Below are 20,307 nucleotides of genomic sequence, written 5' to 3'. Positions count from 1 at the left end.
TGCGCCGGACAGTTTGTCGTTAGAGCGATTCGTCATGTTGAGCCTGCCCAACATCCTCACCCTTTCGCGGATCTTCGCGATCCCGCTCCTGGCCTTCCTTCTGTGGTGGCCGGGCTGGGAAACCGGCTACCTTGCGGCATTCGTGCTGTACTGCGCGATGGGTATTACCGATTATTTCGACGGGATGCTGGCCCGGTCGAGCGGTGCAGTCTCCAGACTCGGTATTTTCCTCGATCCGATCGCGGACAAGATCATGGTCGCATCGGTAATCCTCGTGCTGGCGGCGCAAGGCGTGCTGACGGGCCCGTATGTTGGCGACATGCATGTCATTGCCGGACTGATCATTCTCGTGCGCGAGATCGCCGTGTCGGGCCTGCGCGAATTTCTCGGTGGGTTGCAGGTGTCGGTACCGGTCAGCAAGCTCGCCAAGTGGAAGACGACGTTCCAGCTGGTAGCGCTGGGTTCGCTGATCCTGGGTCAGGGCTTGCCGCGCTGGACCGTGATGATCGGCGACATCGCCGCCAACGTCCCGCACACGGTCGGCCTGGTGACACTTTGGGCAGCCGCCTTGCTGACGCTGATCACAGGGTGGGATTACCTGCGGGTCGGCCTCAAGCACATGGACTAACGCCGCCGCAGGTTTCTGCCTGCAACGCGGAGAAACTCGGCCTCACTTGAATCGGGGCGGCCGGAAACCAGCCACAAAAGCCAGAGTATCGCGGCATAACTCGCCGCTCCGACGCCTGCGCGCCAGACCAGCTCGACCAGCACCGAATTCGACAGGACCGGCAGGCTGATCACCACCGCATACATGGCGGTGGCGGCCAGAAAGGGGCGGGCAACGGAAATTACTGCGCCGAGAATGCTCCCGCGCGACAGGCGGGAGATGATGGCGAGGCCGACTAGCAATTGCGCTGCGCTGACGACAAGCCCGGTCTGGGCGATTGCCAGCGGCGAGCCGCCGTTGGCGGCGACCGTGACGACCGCGATGATCATGGTCGCCAATGCGGCAAGGCATAGTAGTCCGGAAACCCGTTCATGGCCGCCTGCCTGCAGCGAGGATGCAATCAGGCGGAAGACGGCGACGAGCGCCGTTCCTACGGCGATCGGCGCGACCAGTACGGCAGCTGCTCCCCATTGTTCTCCCAGGAATACCCTCACGAACTCGCCCGACACGGCAGCAAGGCCCAATCCCATCGGAGCAGCCATCATGGCATAACCGCCCAGCGAGCGGGCAATACGTCGGCCCTGTTCGGTGAACGCTCCGCTGCGTGCCGTCGTGACATAAGTGACGCGGTTGAGGGCCATCGCGATTTCCTGCGTCAGGATGTTCGCCACGTCCTTGCTGACGGAAAATGCACCAACGGTGCCGGTGTCGGCCACGCGGCCCACGGTAAGCCTCTCGACCTGGCTGAAGAAGACCTGGGCTGCGGCTCCGGCAAAGATCCAGAGCGAGACCCCGAGCAACTCGGCCTTGCGCGCGAGCGACAAGCGCGGGCGATAGGGCTGCATCGCGTAGGAAAGCACCATCAGGATGAGTGACTGTACGATCATGCCTGCGACCAGCGCCCAGTAGGACCGCAGCCAGAGTGCCAGGCCGACGGTGACGAAAAACGAAGCGATCCGGGCAGTGCCTTTCATCTTGAGGTCACGCCCGAATGCGAAGTTTCGCTCGAACTCGACGATCCCGATGTTCATCACGCCGAGCATGATGAACCGCAGCGATAGCGCGTAGATCACCGCTTCCACTCTCGGTTCGGCAAAGAAAGACGCGGCTGGCGCGGCGATCGCGAACAGGACGAGCGAGAGCAGGGAGAACATCACGATCTGGATCGTCCAGGCCGTGTCGTAATAGTCCCGCTCCAGCTTCTCCATTCGCAGCAGAGCCTGCTTCATGCCGAGGTAGGAGAAGGTTTCCACCAGCGCGACTGCGGTCATCGCGAGCCCGACCACGCCGAAGTCTGCCGGGGTCAGCAACCGCGCCAGTATGAAGACCGAAACCAGCCCGATGGCGCGCAGGACCCAAGTCATGGCGACCGCCACGGCAGCCCCGCGATAGACGCCGACCTGTTTGGCCTCTCCCTCGGTCACCGGCACTGCGCCACAGTCAATTGCACGACTTTTCAGATCCCCTGTTCCGGCTTCCACGATCCCGTACCCCGCCGGAAAACCACCTTTAGTGGCGCTTGCACAACATGACCAGACGCACCGCTTTCACGACGGGGCGGGGATACGAGCGGTGTGGTCAACGGTTTCTTTACCAACCAGCATTACTACGGTTCGCATGACTGCCACGCTACACATGCTCCTCGCGGCGCTGCTCAAGGTCGGCGCTGTTGCGATCATCTTCAACGAGATCCGCGGCCTCGTGCTCGCGGCGCCCGTGCTTTATGGACTCTACCTGTCCGGCGGCACGGCGATGGCAATCTGGATCGCTTTCTGCTCGCTCGCAGGGATCGCGCTCAGCGTGATTGTCCCGATGTTCGTGGTCAAGAAAGCCGACCGCTACCTTAAATCCAAGGTCAAGCAGGACGACGAACCGCTCGCGGCCTAACCCGCGCGAAGTTCCTCAGCCAATAATTCGAAATCGTCCCGGCGCGGAGAGTTCTTGCGCCAGATGAGCGCGATTTCGCGGCTCGCTGCCTTGCTCTTGAGCGGGCGTGCGACGACGTCGGTGCCGTTCAGGATACCCGCATCGACGGCCATCTGGGGCAACATGGTCAGGCCAAGGCCGTTGTCGACCATCTGCACCAGGGTGTGCAGGCTGGTGCCGATCATGGTTGCACTGCCACGCAATTCGGGCCGATTGCAGGCCGCAAGCGCGTGTTCCTTGAGGCAATGACCGTCTTCCAGCAGGAGCAGTCTTCCTTCGTCGATCATGTCGGTCGACACCGTTTCCGGCGGATCGCGCGGATCGTCCTTCGGGAAAGCGACGTAAAGCGGATCGTCTGCGATATGGGCTTGCTCTACCTCACCGGTAGCGAAGGGAAGGGCAAGCAACACGCAATCGACCCGTCCGTGCTGGAGCGATTCGACGGCAGCCTGGCTGGTTTCCTCACGCAGGAAAAGTTCGAGCTCGGGCCTCTCCTTGCGCAGCCTCGGAAGGAAGCGAGGCAGCATGAAAGGCGCGATCGTCGGGATCACGCTCATCCGCAATTGCCCGGCCAGCGGTTTGCCGGCAGCCTGGACGAGATCGGCCAGTTCCTCAGCCTCGCGCAGGATGCGATGGGCTTTTTCCACCACCTGGTTGCCCAGCGCCGTAAAGCGCACCACACGGCGGCTCCTTTCGACGAGGGTCACGCCGAGCAGCGATTCCAGTTCGCGGATGCCCGCCGAAAGGGTCGATTGGGAAACGAAGCTGGCCTCTGCCGCGCGGCCGAAATGGCCGTGCTCGTGGAGGGCGACTAAATATTGAAGCTGCTTGAGGGTGGGGAGGTAGGTACTCACTCTGCCGCCTGCGCTTCGTTCAGTTCGCTTTCCATGTCGTCGATATGCGTCATCAGCAGCTTGCCGTCCTTTACTGCAAAGGCGAGCCTGCCTTCGACCAGTTCGAGCGCGTCCTTGCCAAAGACTTCGTAACGCCAGCCTTCGAGTATCGGCAATTTGCGGACGCCCGCGGCCAGCGCTTCCATTTCGTCCGCCCGGGTCAGCAGGCGGGCGGCAATGTCGATTTCGCGCGAACGAATCTTGAGCAGAAGCTTGAGGAGATCGGCGACCAGCGCACCTTCCTTGCCGAGCGGCGCGCCGCGTTTCGGCTTATCGGGCATTTCGTCCTTCGGCATGGGCTCGGCCTTGTCGAGCACCTTCATCAATCGCTTGCCGATGTCGTTGTCACGCCAGGCGTTCGACAGGCCGCGCACCTTGGTCAGGTCGGCCTGCTTCTTGGGCGGGTGGCTCGCAATATCGGCGAGCGTTTCATCGCGCATGATCCGGCCGCGCGGGATATTCTTGTGCTGCGCTTCGCCTTCGCGCCATGCGGCCAGCGCCTTGAGGCGGCCAAGCACCGAGGCATTCCGGCCGGGCGAGCGAATGCGCTTCCATGCGAGATCGGCATCGTTGGCGTAGTTCGCCGGATCGGCCAGCTTGTCCATTTCGGCATCGAGCCATGCACCGCGACCGGTTTTCATGAGCTTTTCGAGAATCTTCGGGAAGATCTTGGACAGGTGGGTCACATCGCCGATGGCGTATTCGATCTGCCTTTCGGTCAAGGGGCGGCGGCTCCAGTCGGTGAAGCGGGCGCCCTTGTCGACCGTGAAGCCGAGCCAGCTTTCGACGAGGTTGGCATAGCCGATCTGTTCGGACTGGCTGATCGCCATCATCGCGATCTGCGTATCGAAAATGGGGTGGGGCGTCTTGCCCGTGAAATTGTATACGATCTCCACATCCTGCCCACCGGCGTGGAAAACCTTGAGCACGTCTTCGTTCTCGCACATCAAATCCCACAGCGGGGCAAGGTCGATGCCGTCCGCCAGCGGATCGATCGCCGCCGCTTCTTCCTCGTTGGCGATCTGCAGTAGGCAAAGTTCCGGCCAGTACGTGTTCTCACGCATGAACTCGGTGTCGACGGTGACGAATTCGCTTTTCGCCAGACGCTCGCACAAGTCGGCGAGTGCATCGGTGGTCGTAATCAGGTCGTGTATTTTCATCGTGTCTTTTCTTGTCTCGAGCGGAGTACCGCTCCCGCACCGCCACAAGCGTCTGCCAAAGTCTTGACAAAAACCTGCCGGTGCCCTGTTAGCGCGCGCGATTCCTGTTAAAGGAGCGCGCACGCTCGCGCCCTTAGCGCCATACATCCCAAAATGGAAAGATTTCCAGATGCACGCCTATCGTACCCACAACTGCGCTCAGCTGACAAAAGACAATGTCGGCGACACCGTCCGCCTGTCCGGCTGGGTGCACAATAAGCGCGACCATGGCGGCGTGCTGTTCGTCGACCTGCGCGATCATTACGGCATTACGCAGATTGTTGCCGACAGCGACAGCAAGGCGCTTCCGGTGCTCGAAAAGCTCAAGCTGGAATCGGTCGTCACGATCGACGGCACGGTGAAGGCGCGCGACGAAGTGGCGGTCAACAAGAACCTGCCCACCGGCGAGATCGAGGTTTTTGCCCGCGAGATCGAAATCCAGAGCCGCGCGGAAGACCTGCCGCTGATCGTCAACCAAGCGGAAGATTATCCTGAAGAAACGCGCCTGAAGTACCGGTTCGTCGACCTGCGCCGCGAACGGGTCCACAAGAACATCATGCTGCGCAACCAGGTCATCACCAGCCTGCGTCGCCGCATGACCGACCAGGGCTTCAGCGAATTCCAGACGCCGATCCTGGGTGCCTCCAGCCCCGAAGGCGCGCGCGACTACCTCGTGCCCAGCCGCCTCCATCCGGGCCGTTTCTACGCGCTTCCGCAGGCGCCGCAGATGTTCAAGCAGCTCCTGATGGTCGCCGGTTTCGACCGCTATTTCCAGATTGCCCCCTGTTTCCGCGACGAAGACCTGCGCGCCGACCGGAGCCCCGAATTCTACCAGCTCGACTTCGAAATGAGCTTCGTGACGCAGGAAGACGTCTTCCAGGCAATCGAACCCGTCCTTGCCGGCGTGTTCGAGGAATTCTCGGGCGGCAAGACCGTTACGCCCGCAGGCGAATTCCCGCGCATCCCCTATGCCGAAGCGATGCTGAAATACGGCACCGACAAGCCCGACCTGCGCAACCCGCTGATTATCAGCGACGTCACGCACCACTTCGAAAAGTCTGGTTTCGGCCTGTTCGAGAAGATCGTCGGCACGGGCGGCAAGGTCCGCGTGGTCCCCGCTCCGAACACGCACGAGAAGAGCCGCAAGTTCTTCGACGAGATGAACGACTGGGCCCGCAAGGAAGGCTTTGCCGGCCTCGGCTATGTCACCCGCAAGGGCGGCGAGTTCGGCGGCCCGATCGCCAAGAATCACGGCACGGAAGGCATGGAAAAGCTCTATGCCGAGCTCGGCCTTGGCGAAAACGACGGCTTGTTCTTCGCTGCGGGCAAGGAAAAGGACGCTGCCAAGCTGGCAGGCGCGGCCCGCACGCGCGTCGGCGAAGTGCTCGAACTTATCGAGGAAAATTGCTTCAAGTTCTGCTGGATCGTCGACTTTCCGATGTTCGAGTATGACGAAGAGCTCAAGAAGGTCGATTTCAGCCACAACCCGTTCTCGATGCCGCAGGGTGAGATGGAAGCGCTGGAAACCAAGGACCCGCTCGAAATCCTCGCCTGGCAGTACGACATCGTCTGCAACGGCTACGAGCTTTCGTCGGGAGCGATCCGGAACCACAAGCCGGAAATCATGTATAAGGCGTTCGAAATCGCCGGTTACACGCAAGCCGATGTGGACGAGAACTTCTCGGGCATGATCGAAGCGTTCAAGCTCGGCGCGCCGCCGCACGGTGGCTCGGCCCCGGGCATCGACCGCATCGTGATGCTGCTCGCCGACGAGCCGAATATTCGCGAAGTGATCGCTTTCCCGCTGAACCAGAAGGCGCAGGACCTGATGATGGGCGCGCCCAATCTCGTGTCCCCGCGCCAGCTGCGCGACGTGCATATCCGCACAGTCGATGCGCCCAAGCCGCAGGGCGCCGAGGCGACCCGCGTGGACCGCGCCGGAGACTGATAGAAAAAGGGGCGCGGAGATCGCTCTCCACGCCCCTTTTCTCGATTGCAGACAAACTTAGTCGAATTGCTTCGCGATCATGTCGCCGAAGCGTTCGCCTTCGCAGATTTCGGCGTAGGCCTGCTGGACGACCGCGCGTTCCTGCGCTTCGAGCTGGTCGCTTTCCAGCGCCTGTTCGAACTTGCCCTTGATGTAGTCCTCGCCTTCCTCGACGCGCTCCGCAGCAGCTTCGTCGTCGTTCTCGAATGCGCTGGTGATGCTCTGCCACATCTGGTGCGCTTCGCCGGTCATCGTGCCCTTGGTCACAAGCTCGTCGCCCTGACGCTGCAATTCGGCGTTCATCTGCTGCAGGGTCTGCTCTCGGCTCTGGCAACGCTGCTGAAGGGCCTGCTTTAACTGCGGGCTATCGGCCTTCTCGCCGGCCTGGCGGTAACCTTCGACCGAATCATAGGTGGTGTCGGTGAGGCTCTTGAATACGGTGCTGGACATCTTTTCGTTACCTTTTCAAAGTGATAGATAACCAGCAAACGGTTCAGATGCACTTTTGGCTCGACCAACCGGACGAGTTGCCCTTGCGCTGCGCCGCGCCGTTGATTAGGGCGAAAGCCAATTTGCTAACCCCCATGAATTCGAGAGGGAATAAAATGAGCGATACTGCCGACCGCGTGCAGAAAATTGTTGTCGAGCACCTCGGCGTCGAAGCCGACAAAGTGACACAGGAAGCCAGCTTTATCGACGATCTCGGCGCAGACAGCCTCGACATCGTTGAACTGGTCATGGCGTTCGAAGAAGAATTCGGCGTTGAAATCCCCGACGATGCGGCTGAGAAGATCACCACCGTCGGCGACGCGACCAAGTACATCGAAGAGCATAAGGGCTAATTCCCTCCAAGGCTCAATTTCCCGCGTAATGCGGGACCGGACAGGCCCGACCCGATAGCGGGCCGGGCCTGTTGTTTTTTAGGCGGAGAAATTCATGCGTCGTGTGGTCGTTACCGGACTTGGACTCGTCACCCCCCTGGGCGGCGATGTAGAAACAACCTGGTCCAATCTCATCGCTGGCAAGAGCGGGGCGGGCAAGATCACCCGCTTCGATGCTTCGAACCAGAAGGCGCAGATTGCCTGCGAGGTGAAGGGCAAGGACCACGAATACGGCTTCGATCCCGACAAGCGCGTCGACCACAAGGTCCAGCGCCAGGTCGATCCGTTCATCATCTACGGTATCGACGCTGCCGGACAGGCCATCGAAGATGCCGGTCTTGAGGAAATGGACGACGAGACAAAGATGCGCACCGGCGTTTCGATCGGTTCGGGCATCGGCGGTCTTCCGGGTATCGAAAGCGAATCCATCGTCCTGCATGAACGCGGTCCGGGCCGTGTCTCCCCGCACTTCGTCCACGGACGCCTCATCAACCTCATCAGCGGCCAGGTTTCGATCAAATACGGCCTGATGGGGCCGAACCACGCTGTCGTGACCGCTTGTTCGACTGGTGCGCACTCGATCGGCGATGCCGCGCGCATGATCGCGCTCGACGATGCCGACATCATGCTGGCGGGCGGTGCGGAAAGCACTGTGAACCCGCTCGGCGTGGCCGGCTTTGCTCAGGCACGTGCGCTCAACATGAGCATGAACGACACTCCCGAAAAGGCGAGCCGTCCTTACGACAAGAACCGTGACGGCTTCGTCATGGGCGAGGGTGCGGGCGTCGTGGTCCTCGAGGAATACGAACACGCCAAGGCACGCGGTGCGAAGATCTATGCGGAAGTCGTGGGCTATGGCCTCTCGGGTGACGCCTATCACGTCACCGCTCCGCATCCGGAAGGCAAGGGTGCGGAACTGGCCATGCGCATGGCGCTGAAGAAGTCCGGCCTTGAGGCCTGCGACATCGACTACGTCAACGCGCACGGTACCTCGACCATGGCGGACACGATCGAGCTGGCTGCGGTCAAGCGCGTGCTTGGTGACGATCTGTGCGGCGCATCGATGAGCAGCACGAAATCCGCCATCGGCCACCTCCTTGGCGGCGCAGGTGCTGTCGAAGCCATCTTCTGCATTCTGGCGATCCGCGATCAGGTAGTACCGCCGACGCTCAACCTCGAAGATCCCGACGAGGGCACCGAAGGCGTCGATCTCGTCCCGCTGACGGCCAAGAAGCGCGAAGTGAAGGCTGCTCTCAACAACAGCTTCGGTTTCGGCGGCACGAACGCCTCGCTAATCCTCAAGAAGGTCGACTAAGGTGACAAAACGCCCCGCGCTGATGCTCGGCGCGGTTGCCGCGCTGGTTTTTGCTGTCGCAGCCGCGTGGTTCGCGAGCGGCTGGTTCGGCTCCGCCCAGATCGAGGAAGACACGCCCTTCATCGTGCCCTCGGGATCGACACTGACCTCGGTGGCGAACCGCATGGAGGACGAGGGCGTAGTTGCCTCCGCGGACGCTTTTCTATTGCGCGCCAAAATCTTCGGCGGCGGCGATCCGATCCAGGCAGGGGAATTCCTCCTGCCGGCAAACGCCAGCCAGTCGCAGATCCTGGGCATGTTCCAGTCGGGCGACGTCATCCGTCGCTTCGTGACGATCCCGGAAGGAATGCCCTCGATCCTGGTGTGGGAACGCCTGATGGCGCAGGAGCATCTGACCGGTGAAATACCGGTGCCGCAGGAAGGCAGCGTCCTTCCCGACACCTATGATTTCGAACGCGGCGAGCAGCGGGCTGCTGTGCTGGCGCGCATGCAGGCGGCGATGCAGAATTACCTCGCCGAAGCATGGCCGCGGCGCAAGGAAGGCATTGCGGTCGATAATGTGAAGGATGCACTCATCCTCGCGTCGATTGTCGAGAAGGAAACCGGTGTTCCCGAAGAGCGGCGTATGGTCGCAGGCCTCTATTCCAATCGCCTCAAGGACGGGATGCTGCTGCAAGCCGATCCGACGATCATCTATCCGCTCACCAAGGGAAAACCGCTTGGCCGGCGCATTCGCCAGTCCGAAATTGCCGCGGTGAACGATTATAATACGTATTCGATGGTCGGCCTGCCCAAGGGGCCGATCACCAATCCGGGACGCGAATCCATCGCTGCCGTGCTCGATCCCGAGGCGACCGAGGCACGCTACATGGTGGCTGACGGGACGGGCGGGCACGCCTTCGCGCAAACCCTGGCCGAGCATAATGCGAATGTCGAAAAGTGGTTCGCGCTGCGGCGTGAACGCGGTGAGATGTGAGCGGGGCGGACGCGCCCCTCATCCTGACGGCTGAACTGCCCACGGACCTTCACCGTCGTTTTACCGACCTGCGGACCGAGCATTTCCCGCCCGAACGCAACTACCTCGAAGCGCATGTTACGCTTTTCCACGCGCTGCCTGCGCAATGTGAAGGCGAGGTCCGCAGTTACCTTGCAAGGCTTGCCGGAGAGACGGCCCCTGTCGAAGGGCAGGTAGAAGGGCTGATGTCGCTTGGCGGAGGTACCGCCATCAAGCTTGTCAGTCCGGCCATGCTTGATCTTCGTGACCGCATTGCCGACCATTTTCACGGGATGCTGACCAATCAGGACCAGCACCGACCGCGTCTTCACGTGACGATCCAGAACAAGGTCACTTCCAAGGAAGCAAAGGCGCTTCAGGCGCAATTGAGCGGGGTGATAGAGTCCCGTGACTTCGCCTTTCGCGGCCTTGCGCTTTACGCCTATCGGGGCGGGCCGTGGGAGTTTCTGCGTCGCTTCGCATTTCGCGGGAAATGAGTGTTGACCGATAGGCGCGCGCGCCCTAAATGCGCCGCCTGCCGAGCGGGCATTTGCCCGCCGCACGGCCTTTCGGGGCGGAGTAGCTCAGGTGGTTAGAGCAGCGGAATCATAATCCGCGTGTCGGGGGTTCGAGTCCCTCCTCCGCTACCATTCTCGAATCCGCATGGGTTCGCATTCTTCCGTATAAATCCGAAAAAAATAATGAAATCAAAGTCATGTGGCTGATTCGCGTCCGCTTGCGTTCGCTTGCATGCGCTTGAAGCCGGATTTGGAGTGGGGGTATTTTGGGGGTACTTTCGGGGGGTACCGAAAAGGAGCGATACCCCCAATGGCTTTGAGTGAGATTCAGATCAAGAATGCGAAGGCGGCAGAACGACCCTACAAGCTTGCCGACGGTGAAGGGCTATTCCTCCTCGTAAAAGGGAACGGTTCGAAGCTTTGGCGCTTAAAATACCGCTATCGCGGGAAGGAGAAGCTGCTTTCCTTTGGTGCTTACCCTGACGTCGGAATCGCGGCTGCGCGTGAGTTGAAGACGCTTGCAAAGGCTGCCTTGGCCGAAGGCAAGGATCCGATGGTCCACAAGCCTGGTCGAGATTTCGAGCCAGAGAGAACCTTCAAAGCTGTTGCTGAGATGTGGCACAAGAATCGAAAGACCAGCCTCGATCCAGCTCATGCGAAGCGTGTCTGGTCTCGAATGGAACGGGACGTGTTTCCAGTATTGGGCGAAAGGTTGATGCACGAGATCACCCCGCCTGAAGTTTTAGGCGTGATCCGCAATATTGAAGAACGGGGCGCTCTGGATATCAGTCGGCGTGCGAAGCAGAGCATTGGCCAAGTTTTTCAGTTCGCCATCGCGAGCGGCCTTTGCGAAGGGGACCCCACGGCTCATCTTCGCGGCGCTCTGAAGCCGCGCCCTCGAGTAAAGCATATGGCCAAACTGCCGCTCGCTCAGTTGCCAGAGTTCATAAACAAGCTGGATCAATACAACGAAGAAGGGGAGCGACGCTCCGAAATCACTCGCGCAGCGCTCACCTTCGCACTTCTGACATGGGTTAGAACGAAAGAACTTCGTTTCGCCAAGAAGCACGAGTTTGAGGATCTAGACGGAAACTCTCCGCTTTGGCGCATCGGCCCTGATCGAATGAAGATGCACCGTGAACATATCGTACCATTGTCAATGCAAGCCGCTTCGCTCGCCAAGGACATGATCGCATGTTCTCAAAGTGACTATGTGTTTCCCGGCCAGAAGCGTGGAGTGCCGCTATCCGAAAACACCATGATCTATGGTTTGTATCGTCTGGGCTATCACGGTCGGCAGACTGTTCATGGCTTCAGAGGTCTTGCGAGCACATGGGCCAATGAACAGCTTGTCGAAGTCGGCCAACCGCCAATGTGGATCCGAAAGTACCATGAAGACTGGGTCGAGCTTCAGTTGGCTCATAGCGAGGAGAACGAAGTTCGCGGGGCCTATAATGCCGCAGAGTATCTGGCGCCCCGTCGCGCGATGCTTCAAGATTGGGCCAACTTCCTCGATGCGATGCGCGGAAACACAGACAACGTCGCGATTTTGAGAGCTGCGTGATTTAGCGAGCTACGCTGGCACTTGGCCTAGCCACTCAACTCGAAGGCGATCAAAGCCCACAACGATACCCTCGGCAGTGACCTCGAAACCGAAGTCATCGTTCGATGGCTCGTAGCCTTCCAGAACCCAGTGGTCGCCTGCATCTGTCACGATCGCTGCCCCGCGCGGGAGATGCTCGAGCCGTCCGCTGATCCTTTTCCGATTCGTGTTCATAGTGCTCCGTATGCCATCCATCTTTGGATAACGCTCCTCACATATCCCGGCGTTTCTCGATTTCTTGGTATTCCGCCTGCACGCGATACCGCGCCGGGCCCCGCATTATAGGCCGCCAGTGCGAGATGGATCGCACCAAACCGGTCGAGCATCTGCCTAAGATATCGCGCGCCACCGTCGATATTCTGAGCTGGATCGTGCCGATTGGTTACGCCGAGTTCTCGTGCGGTTGCAGGCATGAGTTGCGCAAGTCCGGCTGCACCAGCCGGACTGATCGCCATCGGATTGAACCGGGATTCCTGCCAGACCAATGCCTGAAGCAAGCGAGGAGGCAATCGATACCGTACTTCAGCTTGCCGGATGAGGGGTTCGTAGAGCGTCTCTTTGTAACTTCGATGGGCTGGGGATGAGATCTCTCTTCCGTTCCCAACGAACGCCAATGAAGGATCGTGCGTGAATTCTATGTCTGCCGGTTTTTCGACCTCGCTAAGTCGGTGATCAAAAACCCGGAACTCCTGCGCCTGGGCAATGGCGGGGATTGCAATTGCAAGCCCACAACACACGCCAGTTACCCAAATTTGCCTCATTACGCTCTCTTATCTTGCCTAGATCGACGACAGAACATAAATAGAACATTGGGGTGTAGGAAAGCGCCATACGTGTCCGGCAAGAGGAGAGGGGACAATCGGCAGGGGCAATTGTGCGGCGATGGAGCAAGTATGTCCGTTTCGAACTCAACCCTTTCCCGACCTTCGCTTGAGGAAACCGCTCGCAAGCTCTGCGAAAGCCGCGGCGGCAAGTGGTCTGGCACCAAGGGCATGGCACGTTGCCCTGCACACGACGATCGCACGCCTTCGCTCGGTGTCACCCTTGGCCGGAAGGCTATCCTCCTGCATTGTTTCGCCGGCTGCGATCAGGCGAGCGTGCTCGCTGCCCTCGCTCGAGAGGGGATCGAGACCTCAGCGCTATTCTCAGGCTCTTCTGACGAATTTCCGATCCAGCCGAGCTATTCCAATAAGCCATCAGCTGCAGCGCTCCGTATCTGGCGCGATGCCCGGCCGCTGCAGCGAACTCCTGCCAAGGTATATCTCGAAGGGCGCGACATCCTCGCCACGTCCCATGCACTAAGGTTTCACCCGCGCACACCGCTTGGTCCGAAGGGGCGCGCCCGCTTCCTGCCAGCGATGATCGCTGCGGTCAGCCTGGACGAGGGACCGATTGCCGTTCACCGGACATTCCTGTCGCATTCCGGCCATACCCAGGCCTCGTTTGCCAAGCCGAAACGCGCACTGGGGTCACTCGGCGAGGCGGCAGTACGTCTGTTCGCACCCGCCGAGGGAAGGCTCGGTCTCGCCGAAGGCATTGAGAGCGCGATGTCGGCCTATGCGCTCACCGGGATCCCGACGTGGGCAACGCTGGGCAATGAACGCTTCGGGCTGGTTGCCATTCCGGAGAGCGTGAGCGACCTCCATCTCTTCGTCGATCACGATGCTGGCGGCGACCTTGCAGCTGAGCGTGGGCGAGGTGCTTATCTCCGTGAAGGGCGGCATATCCAAGTCCGGCGGCCCAATTCACGCGGGACCGACTGGAACGACGAACTCCAGTCATGGCTTCGCCGCAAGGCGTGCCGATAAGAGGGGAGAGAGCTTCTCGAATTCCTGACCCGGCAGAGGGCGCATGTCCCGATGCCTCAATCAGGAGGACGACAAGCCATGTTCCAGTCAGACTTTTTCCCAGACCGCGAGACATCGAGCACAATTCCGCTCGCTTTCGCAATCGGTGACCAAATTGCCCAGCGACTTGCGAATGGAAGCCATCTCACCCGACGTGACATTGCCCAGCTCTTCGCCGCTCAAACCGGCGCACAGGAATGGGGCAGTGCGTGGACGATCGACGGCTATAACAACGCGGTCGAGATCGGGGCCTTGCTCTGGCTTCGCGAATTCTCACGCGTCGACCTCGATACAGGCTTCCACGAGGCCGCAGCGCGTTTCGATTGGCTCGATGCAGCCTTGCCGCCTCGCCACGTGCGCAGCGAGACCCAGGTCGAGCTTCAGCAGTTTTCGACGCCGCCGATCCTTGGATGGCTGATGGCCAAGGCCGCGTCCCTTGGCACGCGCGATCACATTCTCGAACCGTCAGCCGGGAATGGCGCGCTTGCTCTCTGGGGTGACGTTCGAAATTGTTCGATGACGCTCAACGAGATCGATCGCGCGCGTCGCGATGCGCTCGCGCATATCTTCCCTCGTGCTCGTCTATCAGCACATGATGGCGAGTTGATCGCCGAACTCGCCAAAGGTCCGAGCCCCACCGTCATCCTGATCAACCCTCCGTTCGCCCGAAGCCGCGAGCGGGGCGTCGATGGCCGCACGGCAATGCGCCACTTGCGCAGTGCGCTGCGGATTTGCGCTCCAGGAGGTCGCCTCGTCGCCATTCTCCCAGACGGCTTTGATGCCTTGGCTTTTGTCGAAGACCAGGAACAGGCTTCGCTGCTGCTCAACATCCGGCTGTCGGGCGCATTCTCACGAAGCGGAACCGGGATCGCGGTCAGAATGGTGGTCATCGAGAAGGCGGCTCTTCAGGACGCCTCCACGATCGCGGGGGATCTCGCCGATCTCGCCGAACTTCATTCCTGCCTGGCGAAGCTGCCCGATCGCGCGCCGAGGCAACCGAACATCCATCGCCTTCCGGTACGTTCGGTTGCGACCTCGGCAGACGGCGCTGTTTGGCGCAAGCCGATTGCTCCTTTCGTGACTGGAGCCGCCCAGAAAAGCGCGGCAGTCGCGCTCGACTATCAAGCCCTGGACGAGCCCGCGCCCGTTCCCGAGCAGGCAGGTATCTACCTGCCTTACCGACCGAGCCGCGTCATCATGCAGGATGCTGCCGTTCACCCGACACCGCTCGTAGAATCGGTTGCGATGGGCTCGGTCGCGGCACCGGTGCCGAAAGTGCGCCCCTTGCTTCCCGCGAACTGGCAGGAGGGCAAACTGCTCTCGGCCGCACAGTGCGAAACACTGATCTACGCTTGCGAGGCATTCGCCCGCGACCTTCCCGGGCAATTCCGTCCAAGCGAACAAGGAACGACGGTCGAACTCGCGGAGGACGGTCACTTCTACCGCCAGGGTTTTTTCCTCGGTGACGGCACGGGCGCAGGCAAGGGTCGCCAGATCGCGAGCGTCATGATGGATCGCTGGCTCTCGGGCGAACGCCGTCACGTCTGGATCACCAAGAACGAGGCATTGCTCGAAGATGCGCGCCGCGATTGGGAAGCGCTTGGGGGACTCCCACTCGACATCCAGCCGCTCTCCCGATGGAAACTCGGAAGTCCGGTGACGATGGCCGAGGGTATCCTGTTCGTAACCTATCCAACGCTTCGCTCGGGACGCGCCGAGGACACAAGGCTCGATCAGATCCTCGACTGGGCCGCCGAGCAATTCGAAGGCGTGATTGCCTTCGACGAAGCGCATGCCATGGCCAATGCGCTCGGCTCTTCCTCGACCCGCGGCAATGTCAAAGGATCGGAGCAAGGGATGGCAGGTCTCAGGCTTCAGAACCATCTGCCGCGAGCACGTGTTCTGTACGCTTCCGCGACCGGCGCATCGGACATTGCCAATCTCGGCTACACGGCCCGCCTTGGGCTATGGGGGCCCGAATCCTCGTTTCCAACGCATGAGGCATTCATGACCGAGATCCGCGCCGGCGGCGTGGCAGCGATGGAACTTGTCGCCCGCGATCTCAAGGCCCAGGGACTCTACCTTGCCCGTGCGTTGTCGTTTGCGGGGGTCGAATACGAGATCCTCGAACATCAGCTCACAGAAGCGCAGGTGCGGATCTACGATGCCTATGCCAAGGCCTGGGCGATCATTCACCGCAATCTCGATGAAGCGCTCGAAGCCACAAGGGTGGTCGACGAGGACAGCGGTGATACGCTCAACCGCAACGCCAAAGCCGCGGCGCTCTCAATCTTCGAAGGTACCAAGCAGCGCTTCTTTGCGCAGCTTCTGCTCTCGATGAAACTGCCAAGCCTGATCCCTGCCATGGAAGCATCGCTTGGCGATGACCATTCGGTGGTCGTGCAGCTGGTCTCGACCGCCGAAGCGATGCTCGACCGGCGCCTGGCCGATCTCTCGGACGAGAAGCGAGAAGCGCTCGATATCGATCTCTCTCCGCGCGAATATGTCATCGACTATCTCGCGAAGAGCTTCCCCGTGCGCCTAATGCAGGTCTTCACTGACGAGGAAGGCAATCTGCGATCCGAAGCGATGAGCGACGAGCACGGCAAGCCCGTTCTCTGCTCGCGTGCCATCGCAGCTCGCGACGCACTGATCGAGCAGCTTTGCGCTTTGCCCCCTATCGCCACTGCACTTGATGCCATCATCGAGCACTTCGGGACCGAGGCCGTGGCGGAAGTCACGGGCCGCACCCGCAGATTGGTCTTAGGGCGCGACGGTCAGCAGCGGCTTGAACGTCGAAGCGCAAGCGCCAATGTCGCTGAAGCACAGTGCTTCATGGATGGAGCGAAACGTATTCTGGTCTTCTCGGACGCAGGAGGTACGGGCCGATCCTATCACGCCGACCTTGATGCCCAAAACCAGCAGCGGCGCGTCCATTTCCTCCTCGAACCGGGCTGGCGGGCGGACAACGCGATCCAGGGTCTTGGCCGGACAAACCGCACCAACCAGGCTTCTGCGCCGCTGTTCCGCCCGGTTACTACCGACGTGAAGGGCGAACGCCGCTTCATCTCGACCATTGCGCGAAGGCTCGACGCATTGGGCGCTCTCACACGCGGCCAGCGTCAGACCGGCGGTCAGAACCTGTTCGATCCTGCCGACAATCTCGAGAGCGATTATGCGAAAGACGCGCTCTCGCGCTGGTTCTACTTGCTTTACGATGGAAAACTCGAGGCAGTCGGTTTCGGGGACTTCGTCGAGCGAACCGGCCTCAAGCTCGAGAACCCCGACGGCGGGTTGAGCGACAATCTTCCCACCATCCAACGCTGGCTCAACCGCATACTTGCGCTCCCGATCGCACTGCAGAACGGCATCTTCGAAGAGTATCTCGGACTTGTTGAAGCGCGGGTCGAAGCAGCCCGAGAGGCTGGTACTCTCGATCTAGGTCTGGAAACGGTCCGCGTCGAAAGCTTCTCGGTGCTATCCGATGATGTGCTCCGCACCGATGCTGTCTCTGGCGCCGAAACCCGCCTCGTTTCGCTCGAAGTGAAACGCCAATTGCGTCCGCTGCGCTTCAAACGTCTCGTGAGGATGCAAGAGATCGGATCACCCCAGGCCATTCCCCTGCGCAATGCGCGCTCGGGCAAGGTGGCCTTGTCAGTTCCGGCGCGGCGCCTCATCGCCGATGATGGCGCGGTGATCGAACGCCGTCGCCTGTTGCGCCCGCTTCAATCGGTCAACTGGACGCTCGAGGCGCTTGGAGAAAGCTTGTGGGAAGAGGTCGGCGTGACCGAGTTTTCCCAGCTGTGGACACAGGAAGAAGACGCCGCAGCTGCTTCGCCGGTCACTGAACGAGTGCATCTGGCGACTGGACTGCTTCTTCCGGTCTGGAAGCGGCTGCCTGGCGACCATGTCCGCGTCACCCGCCTTGCCGCCGAGCACGGGAGCTCGATTATCGGACGCGAAGTCCTTGATATCGACCTTGCCAAGATCGCCGAGACATTCGGCTTGAAGGGTGTGTCCGGCCCCGATCCGGCTGAGCTCGGAAAACTGGTCCTGACAAGCGGAACGCCCCAGTCGTTCGCAAGTCATGACGCTCTGACCGTCAAGCGCTCTCTGGTCGGCGGCGAGCAGCGCCTCGAACTCACCGGCTACGCCCCCGAACGCCTCGACTGGTACAAGACCAAGGGCTGTTTCACAGAGATCATTCGTTACCGCACGCGCCTTTTCGTCCCCGTGTCGAAGGCATCCTCTGTTCTCCCGGCCATTGCGGCCTGAACGGCAAATCCACGACCAAGCGTGAGAGAGGGGAGGGAGCCGGTGGCTTGTCGGGCCATGCATCTTCGCGTGGCTCTTCAATCCATCAGGAGACAATCCATGATCCAGTCTATTCCCTTGAAGAAGCTCGTCCCAAGCCCCCGCAATGTGCGCAAGTCGAGCGACGTTCTTGCAGACCTGCAGCTGCGTGCGGACATTGCCGCGCGCGGCCTCTTACAGAACCTCGTCGTGCGAAAAGCCAAGCGCGGCAAGTTCGAAGTCGAGGCCGGTGGTCGCCGTCTGGCTCAGCTCCAAGCGCTGGCCGAGGAAGGCACGCTTCCCAAGAACCACGAGGTTACTTGCCTTGTTATCGAAGGCGAGGAAAGCGAGGTTCGCGAAGCGAGCCTTGCTGAGAACTTCCAGCGCCTTGCGATGAACCCGGCCGACGAGGCGCAGGCTTTCGCCGCTATCATCGAAGCGGGAGCCAGCACCGAAGACGTGGCCCGCCGGTTTGGTCTCACGGTCCGCTTTGTCGAGGGTCGTCTGCGACTGGCGGGTCTCGCACCCTGTATCTTTGAAGCGCTCGCCGAAGGCGCGATCACGCTCGACATGGCCAAGGCCTATGGGGCGATTTCAGACATCGACCGCCAGGCACACGTCTATGCCGAACTGCAGGATGCCTGGTATCAGATCACGCCTGATACGATCCGCCGCATGGTGCTTGATGCCACTGTTCGTGGCTCCGATCCGCGCGCGGTTCTGGTCGGGCGCGATGCCTACCTTGCTGCAGGAGGCCGAATCGAACGCGAACTGTTCGACGACGAAGCCAGCGAGAGCTGGATCGATGTCGCGCTGCTCGAAGACCTGGCCCAGAAATCGATGGATGATGCTGCGAAAATGGTCGCTGAAGAACACGGACTTGCTTGGGTGCGACCGACGCTTGGGAACTATGTCAGCCACGATCTCGTCGAAGGCCTCAATCGGCTCCCATGCGAACCGGCTCCGCTGACCGAAGACGAGGCCCGCGAGCTGAGCGACCTTGAAGCCGACTACGATCGGACGGCCGCCATCCTCGAGGATGAGGACAGCGACGAAAGCGAGATCGCCAAGGCGGAAGAAGAACTGGTCTCGATCGACCGCGCGATGCGCGATCTCAACGACCGACCGCCGGTGCTTGCCGATGAGCTCAAGTCGGAGGCTGGAGCGTTCCTCGTGCTCTCTCGCAATGGCGAACCGGCATTGGTGCCGCAATTCTACACCGAAGTTGAAGTCGTCAACGCTGATGACGGAGCAGTCGAACCAGTGGATGCTGGGGCTGATACCAAGCGCAAGAGCGGCGCCCTTTCCCACCGTCTGCTCGACGAGCTCGCGATGCAGCGCCGCGACATCCTGGCGATCCACCTGGCCAACGATCCCGCGCTTGCGCTCGACTTCATGGTCTTCACGCTCGCGGATGCCGATGGGCATGACTGGCGCGCGAAGAAGGCATCGACGCTGGTCGGCTCGGTAGCATCGGGACCGGTGGCCGGCTTCGAGGCGAAGGACGCCCCAGCGAGCGCTGCGCTTGCCGAATTTGCCGCCTCGCTCGACGAAAGCTGGCGCTCCGGTGAGACGGATGTCGAGCGGTTCGAACGCTTCCGCGCATTGAGCGATGAAGCACGTTCGGCCTGGCTCGGCCATGTCGTATCCCGCACGCTGGTCGCTAGCCTTGCGTGTGAAGGCGATCGCTCGGCGCCGCTGCACGAGATACTCGGGTCGCTGCTCGAGATCGAGACGGCGCATTGGTGGCGGCCAACGGCGGCGAACTATTTCGATCGTGTGGCGAAGGCGCGCACGCTCGAAGCGCTCGATGCAGCAGGCGGCCCCGAACTCGTCAGCCGCTATGCAGGCTCGAAGAAGGCAGAACTGGCGAGCGCAGCCGAGCGTATCTTCTCCGGCAATTTCATCGGCGAGGCGGATGTGAAGACGCGAGCGGGAGCTTGGGTGCCCGAGATCATGCGCTTCGGTTCATCTGAGGCACCGGTCGAGAATGAAGCCGCGGACCCGACCGAAGACGAGGCCGCGAACGAAATTGCCGAGCAGGCTGCCTGACCCCTCCTGACAGGTCCAGGTCACTCGGCGGGCGGTCCGTCCCTCTCGGGACGGGCCGCCTTTTCACCTTTCCTTCCGTAGGTCGCTTACGTTGGTGAGGCTCAGAGGGGAGGGCGCCTTGTTCATCCTGAA

At 61.0% G+C, this 20,307-nt stretch carries 16 protein-coding genes, 1 tRNA gene and 1 pseudogene; 12 read left to right on the top strand and 6 right to left on the bottom strand.

The features are described 5' to 3' along the window. Nucleotides 1-34 precede the first annotated feature (34 nt). A complete protein-coding gene (pgsA, locus tag CVE41_RS02510) occupies nucleotides 35-628 on the top strand; it encodes a CDP-diacylglycerol--glycerol-3-phosphate 3-phosphatidyltransferase (protein ID WP_100259241.1) in 594 nt (197 codons plus the stop codon). Here the strand turns inward: pgsA and CVE41_RS02505 are convergent. Then, the gene (locus CVE41_RS02505; RefSeq protein ID WP_157799374.1) at nucleotides 625-2,091 is read right to left on the bottom strand and encodes an oligosaccharide flippase family protein; all 1,467 of its coding nucleotides are present in this window, start codon (nucleotides 2,089-2,091) and stop codon (nucleotides 625-627) included. The genes pgsA and CVE41_RS02505 overlap by 4 nt on opposite strands. A gap of 193 nt (nucleotides 2,092-2,284) precedes the next feature. Here CVE41_RS02505 and CVE41_RS02500 point away from each other — a divergent pair, with 193 nt between their 5' ends. Further along, complete coding sequence (locus tag CVE41_RS02500) at nucleotides 2,285-2,554, top strand: hypothetical protein (protein WP_157799373.1); 270 nt, start codon at nucleotides 2,285-2,287, stop codon at nucleotides 2,552-2,554. On the opposite strand, the gene CVE41_RS02495 is transcribed toward CVE41_RS02500, so the two are convergent. Both CVE41_RS02495 and rnd read right to left on the bottom strand, forming a co-directional pair. Continuing rightward, nucleotides 2,551-3,447 (bottom strand): hydrogen peroxide-inducible genes activator, encoded by an 897-nt coding sequence (locus CVE41_RS02495; protein ID WP_100259238.1) that lies wholly within the window; start codon nucleotides 3,445-3,447, stop codon nucleotides 2,551-2,553. The genes CVE41_RS02500 and CVE41_RS02495 overlap by 4 nt on opposite strands. Further along, nucleotides 3,444-4,646 (bottom strand): ribonuclease D, encoded by a 1,203-nt coding sequence (gene rnd, locus CVE41_RS02490; protein WP_100259237.1) that lies wholly within the window; start codon nucleotides 4,644-4,646, stop codon nucleotides 3,444-3,446. The genes CVE41_RS02495 and rnd overlap by 4 nt, the downstream gene beginning before the upstream one ends. 169 nt (nucleotides 4,647-4,815) lie before the next feature. On the opposite strand from rnd, the gene aspS reads away from it, so the two are divergent. After that, a complete protein-coding gene (gene aspS, locus CVE41_RS02485; RefSeq protein ID WP_100259236.1) occupies nucleotides 4,816-6,633 on the top strand; it encodes an aspartate--tRNA ligase in 1,818 nt (605 codons plus the stop codon). A 57-nt stretch (nucleotides 6,634-6,690) separates the two neighbouring features. Here aspS and CVE41_RS02480 read toward each other — a convergent pair whose 3' ends face one another. Next, entirely contained in the window at nucleotides 6,691-7,122 is a 432-nt protein-coding gene (locus tag CVE41_RS02480; protein ID WP_100259235.1) for a ferritin-like domain-containing protein, read from the bottom strand. A gap of 155 nt (nucleotides 7,123-7,277) precedes the next feature. On the opposite strand from CVE41_RS02480, the gene CVE41_RS02475 reads away from it, so the two are divergent. The 6 genes from CVE41_RS02475 (at nucleotide 7,278) to CVE41_RS02450 (ending at nucleotide 11,944) form a co-directional block, all read left to right on the top strand. Then, the gene (locus CVE41_RS02475) at nucleotides 7,278-7,514 is read left to right on the top strand and encodes an acyl carrier protein (protein ID WP_006834437.1); all 237 of its coding nucleotides are present in this window, start codon (nucleotides 7,278-7,280) and stop codon (nucleotides 7,512-7,514) included. Nucleotides 7,515-7,608: 94 nt separating this feature from the next. Then, nucleotides 7,609-8,868 (top strand): beta-ketoacyl-ACP synthase II, encoded by a 1,260-nt coding sequence (gene fabF, locus CVE41_RS02470; protein ID WP_100259234.1) that lies wholly within the window; start codon nucleotides 7,609-7,611, stop codon nucleotides 8,866-8,868. Between the two features lie 22 nt (nucleotides 8,869-8,890). Next, a complete protein-coding gene (gene mltG / locus CVE41_RS02465) occupies nucleotides 8,891-9,844 on the top strand; it encodes an endolytic transglycosylase MltG (RefSeq protein ID WP_100261329.1) in 954 nt (317 codons plus the stop codon). Continuing rightward, nucleotides 9,841-10,359, top strand: coding sequence for a 2'-5' RNA ligase family protein (locus CVE41_RS02460; RefSeq protein ID WP_100259233.1), 519 nt, complete (start codon nucleotides 9,841-9,843; stop codon nucleotides 10,357-10,359). The genes mltG and CVE41_RS02460 overlap by 4 nt, the downstream gene beginning before the upstream one ends. Nucleotides 10,360-10,435: 76 nt before the next feature. After that, nucleotides 10,436-10,512: transfer RNA gene (locus CVE41_RS02455), tRNA-Met, on the top strand. 178 nt (nucleotides 10,513-10,690) lie between these two features. Beyond that, nucleotides 10,691-11,944 (top strand): tyrosine-type recombinase/integrase, encoded by a 1,254-nt coding sequence (locus tag CVE41_RS02450; RefSeq protein WP_100261328.1) that lies wholly within the window; start codon nucleotides 10,691-10,693, stop codon nucleotides 11,942-11,944. A 9-nt stretch (nucleotides 11,945-11,953) separates the two neighbouring features. Here the strand turns inward: CVE41_RS02450 and CVE41_RS02445 are convergent, their stop codons facing one another. After that, nucleotides 11,954-12,157, bottom strand: a complete 204-nt coding sequence (locus tag CVE41_RS02445; protein WP_100259232.1) for a DUF5818 domain-containing protein — start codon at nucleotides 12,155-12,157, stop codon at nucleotides 11,954-11,956. Beyond that, a pseudogene (locus tag CVE41_RS02440) lies at nucleotides 12,154-12,552 on the bottom strand (transglycosylase SLT domain-containing protein); the annotation flags it as partial. The pseudogene CVE41_RS02440 and the gene CVE41_RS02445, both read right to left, overlap by 4 nt. A gap of 324 nt (nucleotides 12,553-12,876) precedes the next feature. Here CVE41_RS02440 and CVE41_RS02435 point away from each other — a divergent pair. The 3 genes from CVE41_RS02435 (at nucleotide 12,877) to CVE41_RS02425 (ending at nucleotide 20,175) form a co-directional block, all read left to right on the top strand. Next, a complete protein-coding gene (locus CVE41_RS02435; RefSeq protein WP_100259230.1) occupies nucleotides 12,877-13,791 on the top strand; it encodes a DUF7146 domain-containing protein in 915 nt (304 codons plus the stop codon). A 78-nt stretch (nucleotides 13,792-13,869) separates the two neighbouring features. Beyond that, nucleotides 13,870-18,105, top strand: coding sequence for a strawberry notch family protein (locus CVE41_RS02430; RefSeq protein ID WP_100259229.1), 4,236 nt, complete (start codon nucleotides 13,870-13,872; stop codon nucleotides 18,103-18,105). 99 nt (nucleotides 18,106-18,204) lie between these two features. After that, the gene (locus CVE41_RS02425) at nucleotides 18,205-20,175 is read left to right on the top strand and encodes a ParB/RepB/Spo0J family partition protein (RefSeq protein ID WP_100259228.1); all 1,971 of its coding nucleotides are present in this window, start codon (nucleotides 18,205-18,207) and stop codon (nucleotides 20,173-20,175) included. Nucleotides 20,176-20,307 lie beyond the last annotated feature (132 nt).

It is taken from the genome of Qipengyuania seohaensis, assembly GCF_002795865.1.
Classification (GTDB): domain Bacteria; phylum Pseudomonadota; class Alphaproteobacteria; order Sphingomonadales; family Sphingomonadaceae; genus Qipengyuania; species Qipengyuania seohaensis.
This window is presented reverse-complemented; position numbering and strand designations above follow the sequence as displayed.